Consider the following 10,419-nt stretch of genomic DNA (forward strand, 5'->3'; position numbering starts at 1 on the left):
CGGGACGCTTCTCTTTGTCCAGTGAGCCCGAAGCGCCAGCGAGGATCGAAGGCGTCCACTCTCGCTGGCCCTTCGGGCTCACACGAACTTCAAGGCTGAGAGGAACGGATTCCTCAGCTCAGCCGGCGGCGGGCCTCAGCGTCGCTCAGGCCCTCGACGCGGATCGTCTTGCGGGGGGACGCGGGGCCGGCGACGAGGGCGACGGCGCGCTCCGGCACGTCCAACGCCTCCGCCAACAGGGCGAGGACCGCGGCGTTCGCCTTGCCGCGCTCCGGCGGGGCGGCGACGCGGACCTTCAGCGCCTCCCCCAACCATCCGACGACCGCCGACCGGCTGGCGCCGGGGACGACTTTGACGGACAGCGTCGCGATCGGAGGGGCGGTCATCCGGGCGGGGGCGGCGTGGCGCCCCCGTCCGCGGCGGGAGCGGGAAAACCGCCGGGGGCGGCGTCGCGACCGGCCTTCTTCGCGGCCCGTTGGGCCGTCCACTGGCTCCAACGCCGCTTCCGCCGCTCCGTCCAGAGCCGCACCCGAGAGGGGGTCAGGTGGGCCGTCGTGCCGTGAAAGCGGCGAGTGACGAGGTTCAGCAGTTCGCTGCGGGTCAGGCCGCCGAACGCCATGTCCCGCAGGACGATCTCGTCCTCGGTCAGTTCGCCCTCGGTGAGCTCGTGCGGGTTGATCTCAGCGGTTTGCCGGGTGCCGATTCGCACGCTGCGGGTCAGCAGGTCGGCCAGTTCCTCGCGGCTGAGGTGCTCGAACGCCTCCTCGCTGAGGGCCGCCTCCTCCGCGTTAAGCTGAATCCGCTCCCGGTAGCGGAGCAGGCGGAGGATCTGGATGACGTTGATCCCCACGAACGTGGCCATCCAGGCCGTCGGCCCGAACATCGGCACCGAACCGCAGGTGAAGAACACGATCTGCAACGACATCCCCACGCAGGTGAGCAGCCGCAGCCAGAGCATGTCTCGCGTGAGGTAGGACGCGAGGTAGCAGAAGTTCGCCGCGTGCAGACACAAATCGGCCGGCGCCGCATCGGTGAAAGGGTTCGTCACAGTGCGGGCGGGGCGGGACGAGAAACGGCGGGCGACGGCGGAACAAACATGGAGCGTTGGACGAGCCGGCGCAGGGTGCCCCACGGCGGGAGGCTTGAACAAGCGGCTTTTCCGCGCCGCATTTCCGGGGAATCCCCCCGACCGGCGGGCCGGCGCGGCTCGTCCCCGTCAGGCTGAGAGAGTTCGGGGGAGTTCAGGCGGCGGTGAACCAGCCGTCCCAGCCCTCCGCGGCGACCGAGGGGGGAGCCGGGACCCGGGCGAGGTCGCGGGCGGCGGGGATCAGCGCCTCCCAAACCGCCAGCCCGCAGGCGTTTGCGTCGGCCCGGTCGATCGGGTCGCCGACCAACGCGGCGACGTGCTCGCAGGCCGGGTGCCCGGGATCGGCGGCGAGGCCCGCGACGGCGGCGGCGTCCGCCCCCTCCCAGTCCTCGGCGATCAGGCAGAGCCCCGCCCGCACGGCGTGGGCGGCGCCGCAGGACGGGTCGCGATCCAAGGCCGCGGCGGCGAACGCCTCCGCGGCGTCCGCCCTGCCGGACAGCGCCGCCACCGCGGCGCAGATCACCGCGGCCCGCGGGTCGTCCGGGGCGTGCCCCTCGCCGCGGCCCGCCGCGACTAGGGCCATCCCAGGGCGGCCGCTCGCCGCCAGTCCCAACGCGGCCAGCCAGTGCGGCTCCGGCCCCCCGGCGCCGGCCGCCAGGGCGGCTTCGGCTTCCCGCACGGCGCCGGACGGGTCGCGGCGGGTCAGCGCCGCCCGGGCGGCGGCGAGGTGTGTCTCTGCGGGGGCCATTGTGGACAGTCCGGTGCGTCGGGGAACGCACCAGTCTGGATCACGGAACCGCAGCGGGCCGGGGCTCCCCCGAGGCGGGGGGCGAATTTTCCGGCCCGCTCCGCCGCGACGCACCGTCACCGGGAGGACGCTCAGACGTTTCTACACGGCCATCGCCGCCTCGGCCCGGCTGCTCGGAACGAACCCCCACGCGGCGTGGAGTAGGACGATCAGCAGGATCGCCCCGGCGTCGGCGGATTTGCCCCGGGCGACGCTGACCGCCGCCGCCCCGACCAGCAGCAGGACGATCGGCTCCGCGAACTGCTCGTACAGGATTCGCCCGCGGGTGCGGCCGGGGGCTTCGACCCGTTCATTGGGACCGAACTCCGCCCGTCAGGCGGCGGCCGCCTCGACCGCGACGGCGTGCGGACGGGCGGCGGTGAAACGCGGGCCATGACCGGGGGCGGCAGCGGTCCCGCGGCCAATCGGTTCGGGGACGAACGCGGCAACGTAGTCCAGGACCGGGGCTCGCGTTCGGCGTTCATTCGTGCGCCCACTTTCCTCCCGATTTATCTGCAGAACCGGCGCGGGCGACCGAGCCTCGGCGAGCGGCGCGACGCGCAGGGTCGGCGGAATGGGAACGGCTGGCGCCAACGGTCGGTCGCCGGGACGAACCGGACGGTTTGGGGCCGAGGGCTGATTCGACCGCGGCGGTCCGACCGATCGGAAGCACATCGGTCCGCCGCCGGCCCGCCTCCCACGACGGGGACGAGCCGGCGATCGGCCGCGGCGTTCGCCGCGGCGCCCCCGGGCGGACCGACCGCGTCCCGCCGACACGACGTCGGCGGGGCTTCCGCGCGTTTGGCGACCCGACGGACCGGGTTGACGCGGGACGGAACGCATTTCCTGTCGCGCCCGACGGCCCCCTCCCGTCGTGTCCGAAGCCTGGCCGGGCGTCCGCCGGTTCATCTGCCACCCGCACCCTTTAACGGAGTTCTCCATGATGGTGTCCCCGCGCCTGCTGCTCGCCGCCTGTACCGTCGCCCTGGCCCTGCCGGCTTCCGCCAGCGCCGGCCTCTTCGGTCACGGCCACAGCAGCTGCGCCGCCCCGGGTTACGTCGATTACGGTTGTGCCCCGACCTGCGCCGCCCCGTGCGGCGACGTCTGCGGTGACGTCTGCGGCCCCACCTGCGCCGCTCCCTGCGGCGACGTGTGCGCCCCGGTGGGGTGTTGCGAGTCCTACGGCTGCCCGCCGCAGGAAGGCTGCCTGAAGCGGTTCGGTCGCAAGCTGTGGGATCTGGAGCAGCGGAAGAACGCCTGGATCCTTTCCAAGCTGCACGGCCTCTGCCACCGCGACGACTGCTGCGACTACGGTTGCGTGGACTACGGTTGCGTCGACTACGGCTGCGAGCCGACCTGCGCCGCCCCGGTCTACGGCGACCTCTGCACCCCGACCTGCGCCGCCCCCTGCGGCGACGTGTGCGGCGATGTGTGTGCTCCGACCTGTGCCGCCCCCTGCGGCGACGTCTGCGCCCCGACCTGCGCCGCCCCGGTCTGCGGGCACTGAGTCCGACCCCCCGCCCGCCGGGGGCCGTCTGACAACGCGTTGATCAACGACCGGAGCCGGTCGCCCTCCCGGGGCGGCCGGCTCTCGTCATGCGCCGGGGGCGAGGCGGGCGACGCTCAGGCCGCGTCGTCGTCCGCCTCCGCGTCGTCGTCCTCCGCGGAGAACCGATCCCGGCGGGCGAGGCTCGGCGGCGGGGCTTCCCCGAAGAACGCGGCGGCCTGCCGGGCGGCGGTTTCGCGGATCTCGTCCGTCACGTAGCCGGAGATCGTCACCAGCGCCGCGGCGATCACGCCGAGGTCGTCGGTGAACCCGACGCCGGGCAGGAAGTCCGCCACGGCGTCGATCGGCAGGATGAAGTACGCCAACGCGCCGACGATCGTCGCCTTGGCGGTTTTGGGCGTCTCCGGCCGTTGCAGCGTGTGGTACAGGATCAACGCCTTTTCCACGACCTGCCGGCCCGCCAGCCGGGCGAAGCCGACCAGCTTCGCCTTGAAGGCCTCCGGGGAGTAGACGTCCGGGGAGACGCGGGACGGATCGGCAGAGGCGCTCATGACTCGATGATACGCCCCCGCGGCCCGGGCGTCAGTCGGGTAGGCCTCCGTCGGACCGGCCGTAGAGCGCCACCAGCATGTCGAAGGTCGTGGAGTCGGAGAGGAACCGGACCGATCCGTCGGCGAGGGCGACGTTCGCTCCCCCCGGATGCAGGGAGTGAATCCCCTGCGTGTTCGACTCGTTCACGCCGACGCCGTCGGCGTTGATCGACCACAGGAACGTATTGCTGGCCGACCAACCGACTTGGCCGGGATACGTCGCGTCGGGGTTCTCGGCGGAGACCTCCGGCTTGCCGTAGCGAAGCGCTGTCGGCTTTCCGCCTCGCTCCACGAGGGAGATCGTGTTGGAAAGTCCGTCCCGCACGTCCGCGAACCGGCCCGCGCGGTACGAGGACAAGCGAGAGCCCGTCGTCGTCTTCGTCTCAAAGACGGGCCATCCCCAGACGCCCCAGCGAACGAACTCGACGGAGGAGGGATTCGCCTGCTCCGGAAACGGGTCGGGCAGCGCCTGGATCCCGGCCATCGCGTCGTAGTCGCTCCGCATCACGTAATAGCGGTCCGCCTCCGCAATCTCGTAGAGCGGCGTGCCCGCAGTCGCAGCGATGCGGTGGTGTTTGACGCCCCACCCCATTGCCGTCGGCGGATCGCCGCTGGGGCACAGGAACGTCGGCACCGCCGTCTGGGCTGCGGCTTCGTTCTCCGGTCCGGTCGCCAGCGCGGCCGTGTCGAGCTGCGCTCGCAGCGAAGTCCCTTCGAGGTACGGCAGAAGCGGGACCCGCCACGAGTGCATGTGGAAGAGGTCCCACTCGGTCAGCGGGTATCGCAGCGACGTGCCGTTATAGAACGACGGCAGGGAACCGCGGGCGGCGTGGTGGTTCTGCAACGCGAGCGCCGTCTGCCGGAGGTTGTCCCGGCAGTGGGCCATGCGGGCGGACTCCCGCGCCGACTGCACCGCCGGCAGCACGAGCGCGACCAGCAGCGCCACGACTCCGATCACGACGGAGACTTCGACCGCCGTCATCCCCCCGCGAACCGCTGAGCGTTCTTGCGGACGGCGGCGCGGGGATTGAGTGAACATGAGCTGTCCTTGTCCGGCTGCGCCTCGGGGGACGGTTCGGATCGCCGGCGAAGGCGATCCCCCCCTGTCGTACGCGGCCGAGCCCGGGCAGCGCTCAGAACCGATGCGTCAGCCGTCCAGCGCTCCCTCGTGCCACTCCTGCAGGCTGACGACCCGCGGCGGCGGGTCGGCGGCCTGGGCTTCGAGGGCGTCCACCACCGCCACGCAGCCGGGCAGGGTGGTCACGCAGGGCACGCCGTAAGCCACGCTGGCGGCGCGGATCTTGCCCTCGTCGGTGCGGGCGCCCTTGCCGCTGGGCGTGTTGAAGATGAACCCGACCCGGCCGTTGGCCATGTGGTCGATCAGGTTCGGGCGGCCCTCCTGCACTTTGCGGACGATCTCCGCTTCCACGCCGGCGTCCTTCAACACCGCCGCGGTGCCGCTGGTGGCGAGGATCTCGTAACCGAGGTTCGCCAACCGGCGGGCCGGTTCGACGATCGCCGCCTTTTTGCCCTCGGCCATGCTGATGAAGATCGCCCGGCCGGCGCCGTCGGCGTCCTCGCCGGCCGGCGGCAGCGGGTTGCCGGCGGCGATCTGGCTTTTGGCGTAGGCCGCGGGGAAGGCGTTGGCGATGCCCATGACTTCGCCGGTGGACCGCATCTCCGGGCCCAGCACGATGTCCACGCCGGTGAACTTGCTGAAGGGGAACACGCTCTCCTTCACGCTGAAGTGCTTCGGGGCCGGCCCGGCGTCGGCGACGCCTTGCTTTTGCAGGGAGACGCCGGCCATCGCCTTCGCGGCGATCTTCGCCCACGGCATCCCGGTCGCCTTGGAGACGAACGGGGCGGTGCGGCTGGCCCGGGGGTTCACCTCCAGCACGTAGACGGTGAACTCTTCGCCTTCCTTTTTGACGGCGAACTGGACGTTCATCAGCCCGCAGACGTTCAACGCCTCCGCCAGTTTGACCGTCGCGGCCTCGATCTCCTCCACGACCGACGCCGGCAGGCTGTGCGGGGGCAGGCAGCAGGCGGAGTCGCCGCTGTGCACGCCGGCCTCTTCAATATGCTCCATCACCCCGGCGACGATCGCGGTCCCGCCGCCCTCGACGCCGAAGTCGGCCACGCAGTCCACGTCGACCTCGATCGCGTCCTCCAGGAAGCGGTCGATCAGCACCGGCCGGTCCGGGGAGGCGTCCACGGCGGACTGCATATACCCGGACAGCGCCGGGCCGTCGTAGCAAATCTCCATCGCGCGGCCGCCCAGCACGTAGCTGGGCCGGACCAGCACCGGGAAGCCGACCCGCTCGGCGATTTTGCGGGCGCCGGCGGCGTCGGTCGCCGTGCCGTTGGGCGGCTGGCGGAGGCCGGTTTTCTTGAGGATCTCCGCGAAGCGGTCGCGGTCCTCGGCGACGTCGATCATCTCCGGGCTGGTGCCGATGATCGGCACGCCGGCCGCCTCGAGGCCCTTGGCGAGGTTCAGCGGCGTTTGCCCGCCGAACTGCACGATCACCCCGTCCGGCTTGAGCCGATCGACGACGTTCAACACGTCCTCGGTCGTCAGCGGCTCGAAGAACAGTAAATCGCTGGTGTCGTAGTCGGTGGAGACGGTCTCCGGGTTGGAGTTGACCATCACGCTCTCCACGCCCAACTCCTCCAGGGCGTAGGCGGCCTGACAGCAGCAATAATCGAACTCGATCCCCTGGCCGATGCGGTTCGGCCCCCCGCCGAGGATCATCACCCGGCTGTACGGGCTGAGCCCTTCGGGATTGGTCGGCCGCTTGGGGCCGGGGGATTCGTCCTCGGTTTCGTAGGTCGAATAATAATAGGGGGTGACGGCCTCGAACTCCGCGGCGCAGGTGTCGACCTGTTTGAAGACCGCTTCGACGTCCAGTTCCTTCCGCTTCGCCCGAACCGCGGCCTCGCCGGCGTTGAGCCAGTGGGAGAGCTGCTGGTCGCCGAAACCGGCGCGTTTAAACCGCCGCATCTGCTCCGCGGTGACGTTCGCCAGCGAGCCGACGGCCCGGATTTCGTCCTCGATCTCGATGATTTGTTGCAGTTGATCGAGGAACCACGGGTCGATCTGCGTCAGTTCGTGGACCCGTTCGAGCGTCATGCCGCTTTTGAACGCGTACCGCAGGGCGCTCATGCGGTGTTCGTTGGGCGTGGCGAGGGCGGCGACGATCGCGTCCTCCCGCGGCCGGTCCGGCGTGTCCCAGAGGTCTTTTTTGCCCCCGCCGAGCCCGAAGTGCCCGGTCTCGGTGCCGCGGAGGGCCTTTTGCAGGCTCTCTTTAAAGGTGCGGCCGATAGCCATCGTTTCGCCGACGCTCTTCATCTGAATCGTCAGCGTCGAGTCCGCCTCCGGGAACTTCTCGAAGGTCCAGCGGGGAACCTTCGTCACCACGTAGTCGATGCTCGGTTCGAAACAGGCCTTCGTTTCGCGGGTGATGTCGTTGGGCAGCTCGTCCAGCGTATAACCGACGGCCAACTTGGCCGCGATCTTGGCGATGGGGAAACCGGTCGCCTTGGAGGCCAGGGCCGAACTGCGGGAGACGCGGGGGTTCATCTCGATAATCGTCATCCGGCCGGTGTCCGGATTGATGGCGAACTGCACGTTCGAGCCGCCGGTCTCCACGCCGATCTCCCGCATGCAGGCGATCGTGGCGTCCCGCATCCGCTGATATTCCTTGTCGCTGAGCGTCTGGGCCGGGGCGACGGTAATGCTGTCGCCGGTGTGCACGCCCATCGGGTCGAAGTTCTCGATGGCGCAGACGATCACGCAGTTGTCGTTTTTGTCGCGCATCACCTCCATCTCGTACTCCTTCCAGCCGAGGATGCTTTCGTCCAGCATCACCTCGTTGACCGGAGAGAGTTTCAGACCGGCGGCGACGACCCGTTCGAATTCCTCTTTATTATAGGCGATGCCGCCGCCGGCTCCGCCGAGGGTGTAGCTGGCCCGGCAGATGATCGGCAGGCCGAGGTCCTCCAGGGCCTCGCGGGCCTCGTCCATGCTTTTGACGATGCGGCTTTTGGCGACGTCCAGGCCGATCCTGGTCATCGCCTCGCGGAACAGCTCGCGGTCCTCCGCCTTTTTGATCACGTCGCGGCGGGCGCCGATCATTTCGACGCCGCACTCGTCCAGCACGCCCATCTTCTCCACCGCCAGGGCGGTGTTCAGGCCGGTCTGGCCGCCGAGGGTCGGCAGCAGGGCGTCGGGACGTTCGCGGCGGATGACCTCGGCGACGTACTCCGGGGTGATCGGTTCGATGTAGGTGCGGTCGGCGGTGCCCGGATCGGTCATGATCGTCGCCGGGTTGCTGTTCACCAGCACGACCTCGTAGCCCTCCTCGCGCAGGGCCTTGCAGGCCTGGGTGCCGGAGTAGTCGAACTCGCAGGCCTGCCCGATGACGATCGGCCCGGAGCCGATCAGCAGGATCTTTTTGATGTCGGTGCGTTTGGGCACGGGCGGGAGCGGCGCAGACGGGGAGCGGGACGGGCGGGGCCTCGCCGGTGACGCTACCGACGCCCCCGCGGAGTTCAAGCGGGACCGACCTTCCGACCGCCGTCCCCGCCGGGGCCGGGCGGACGCGGAGGGCCCTCCGGGTTCGCACGATCTTCCCCGTCGCGCCGAGGGAGCGCCCTGGAGGGGAGCCCCCCCATAGGAAACCTCGCGGGCGCCGCTATTCTCTGTCCGCCCGCCCGCGACGTTCCCCCGCCGCGTCTCTTCTCCCCCGCGTCGTCCCCGATGGCCCCCCCGCAAGCAGAATCCGCCGCCGTCCGCGTCACCGTCGACGGCCGTCGACGCCCCGAAGACCCCGTGCCGCTGACCCACTCCACGGAGGGCCGGCACCGCGTCGTGGTGATCGGCGGGGGCTTCGCGGGAATGAACGTCGTTCGCGGGCTGCGGAAGGCGGACGTCGACATCACGCTGATCGACCGCCGGAACCATCACCTCTTCCAACCCCTGCTGTATCAGGTCGCCACCGGCAGCCTGAGCCCGGCGAACATCGCCGCCCCGCTGCGGGGGATGTTCGACCGACAGAGCAACACGACCGTGCTGCTGGGCGAAGTGGTCGGGTTCGACACGGACCGCCGCGTCGTCACGCTCTCCGGCAAGAACAACCCGACCACCGCCGGCGGGCCGGAGGACGAGGTCCCCTACGATACGCTGATCGTCGCCTCCGGCAGCACGCACAGTTACTTCGGCCGGGACGAGTGGGCGCCGTACGCCCCCGGGCTAAAGACGATCGAGGACGCGATCGAGATCCGCCGCCGCATTCTGCTGGCCTTCGAGGAGGCCGAACGGGAGCCGGACCCGGAGAAGCGGGCCGCCTGGATGACCTTCGTGCTGGTCGGCGGCGGCCCGACGGGCGTGGAGTTGGCCGGGAGCATCGCCGAGATCGCCCGCAACACGCTGAAGAACGACTTTCGCCGCATCAACCCGTCCGACGCCCGCATCGTGATCGCCGACGGCGGCCCGCGGGTGCTGGGGGCCTACGACGAGGAACTCAGTCGCTACGCCGCCCGCGACCTGCGGGAGATGGGCGTGGAGATCATCACCGACACCCGCGTCACGAACGTCACCGCCACGGAGGTGACGCTCAGTCCCGAAGACCGCTCCCCCTCCTACACGCTCCAGTCCCGGACGGTGGTTTGGTGCGCGGGGGTGCGGGCCAGTCGGCTGGGCAAACGCCTCGCCGAGGCGACCGGCTGCCCGGCCGACCGGGAGGGCCGCGTGAAGGTCGAGCCGAACCTCACCGTGCCGGACCACCCGGAGATCTTCGTGCTGGGCGACCTGGCCCACTTCGACCACCCCGCCGACGACGAGGAAAAGGCCGGCACGCCGCTGCCGGGCGTCGCCCAGGTGGCGATGCAGCAGGGCAAGCACACGGCCAAAACGCTGAAGCGGCGCCTCCGCGGCCAGCCGGACGAGCCGTTCAAGTACCGGGACCTCGGCACGATGGCCGTGGTCGGCCGCGGAGCCGCGGTGGCGGACCTGTTCGGCCGCTACCACGCCACCGGCGGGTTCGCCTGGCTGATGTGGCTGGCGATCCACGTGATGTACATCGTCGGCTACCAGAGCCGGTTGCTGGTTCTCATTCAGTGGGCCTACCACTACGTGACGATGGACCGCGGCGCCCGGCTGATCACCGGCCAGACGCTGCCGGTCATCTTCCAGGCGGAGAAGAAGGACTCCGGCGGCAACCCGCTGGCGGCCCGGCTCAACGCCCCCCCGCCGAAGCCGGACCCGCACGGCGCCTCCGGGGGGACGGACGGGGAGGCGGGCGACGACGACTCCGATTCCGAGTCCGAAGCGCGGATCCCCTCGCTGGAACGCACCCCCGCCCCCGCCGGCAGCGCCGCGGTCGGCGCCCAGCGGTAGCGCGGGCAGACCGTGATCGCAGGCTGCGCGGCATCGCAGGCTACGCGGCGG

The 10,419-nt window shown here is 70.6% G+C and carries 8 protein-coding genes and 1 pseudogene; 2 read left to right on the forward strand and 7 right to left on the reverse strand.

Annotated elements, in window-relative coordinates:
- Nucleotides 1-113: 113 nt before the first annotated feature.
- From ACG2DA_RS19320 to ACG2DA_RS19335, 4 genes and pseudogenes are all read right to left on the reverse strand, one after another.
- Nucleotides 114-371, reverse strand: a complete 258-nt coding sequence (locus tag ACG2DA_RS19320; protein WP_395257883.1) for a DUF167 domain-containing protein — start codon at nt 369-371, stop codon at nt 114-116.
- A gap of 11 nt (nt 372-382) precedes the next feature.
- On the reverse strand, nt 383-1,048 hold the full coding sequence (locus ACG2DA_RS19325) for a hypothetical protein (protein WP_395257870.1): 666 nt from the start codon (nt 1,046-1,048) through the stop codon (nt 383-385).
- 193 nt (nt 1,049-1,241) lie between these two features.
- Nucleotides 1,242-1,835, reverse strand: coding sequence for a hypothetical protein (locus ACG2DA_RS19330; protein WP_395257872.1), 594 nt, complete (start codon nt 1,833-1,835; stop codon nt 1,242-1,244).
- Nucleotides 1,836-1,976: 141 nt separating this feature from the next.
- Nucleotides 1,977-2,195 (reverse strand): annotated as a pseudogene (locus tag ACG2DA_RS19335) (cation-transporting P-type ATPase); the annotation flags it as partial.
- Between the two features lie 619 nt (nt 2,196-2,814).
- On the opposite strand from ACG2DA_RS19335, the gene ACG2DA_RS19340 reads away from it, so the two are divergent.
- Nucleotides 2,815-3,381, forward strand: a complete 567-nt coding sequence (locus ACG2DA_RS19340; protein WP_395257874.1) for a hypothetical protein — start codon at nt 2,815-2,817, stop codon at nt 3,379-3,381.
- Nucleotides 3,382-3,497: 116 nt separating this feature from the next.
- Here ACG2DA_RS19340 and ACG2DA_RS19345 read toward each other — a convergent pair whose 3' ends face one another.
- The 3 genes from ACG2DA_RS19345 to carB form a co-directional block, all read right to left on the reverse strand.
- Nucleotides 3,498-3,932: a YkvA family protein gene (locus tag ACG2DA_RS19345; RefSeq protein ID WP_395257876.1), complete on the reverse strand. Its 435-nt coding sequence runs from the start codon at nt 3,930-3,932 to the stop codon at nt 3,498-3,500.
- A gap of 31 nt (nt 3,933-3,963) precedes the next feature.
- Nucleotides 3,964-4,953: a DUF1559 domain-containing protein gene (locus tag ACG2DA_RS19350; RefSeq protein WP_395257878.1), complete on the reverse strand. Its 990-nt coding sequence runs from the start codon at nt 4,951-4,953 to the stop codon at nt 3,964-3,966.
- A 165-nt stretch (nt 4,954-5,118) separates the two neighbouring features.
- On the reverse strand, nt 5,119-8,448 hold the full coding sequence (carB, locus tag ACG2DA_RS19355; protein ID WP_395257880.1) for a carbamoyl-phosphate synthase large subunit: 3,330 nt from the start codon (nt 8,446-8,448) through the stop codon (nt 5,119-5,121).
- Between the two features lie 354 nt (nt 8,449-8,802).
- Between carB and ACG2DA_RS19360 the strand changes: the two genes are divergently transcribed.
- Nucleotides 8,803-10,368 carry an NAD(P)/FAD-dependent oxidoreductase gene (locus ACG2DA_RS19360; RefSeq protein WP_395257882.1) on the forward strand — a complete coding sequence of 522 codons (1,566 nt, stop codon included), beginning with the start codon at nt 8,803-8,805 and terminating at the stop codon, nt 10,366-10,368.
- Nucleotides 10,369-10,419: the final 51 nt, after the last annotated feature.

Origin of the sequence: Alienimonas sp. DA493, from assembly GCF_043951915.1 — a bacterium.
In the GTDB taxonomy this organism is placed as follows: Bacteria; Planctomycetota; Planctomycetia; order Planctomycetales; family Planctomycetaceae; genus Alienimonas.

Bases quoted from the DNA above. Each gene is read 5' to 3' on its own strand.
- ACG2DA_RS19340 (WP_395257874.1), top strand. From the start codon at position 2,815: ATGATGGTGTCCCCGCGCCTGCTGCTCGCCGCCTGTACCGTCGCCCTG.
- ACG2DA_RS19350 (WP_395257878.1), bottom strand. From the start codon at position 4,953: ATGACGGCGGTCGAAGTCTCCGTCGTGATCGGAGTCGTGGCGCTGCTG.
- ACG2DA_RS19345 (WP_395257876.1), bottom strand. From the start codon at position 3,932: ATGAGCGCCTCTGCCGATCCGTCCCGCGTCTCCCCGGACGTCTACTCC.
- ACG2DA_RS19330 (WP_395257872.1), bottom strand. From the start codon at position 1,835: ATGGCCCCCGCAGAGACACACCTCGCCGCCGCCCGGGCGGCGCTGACC.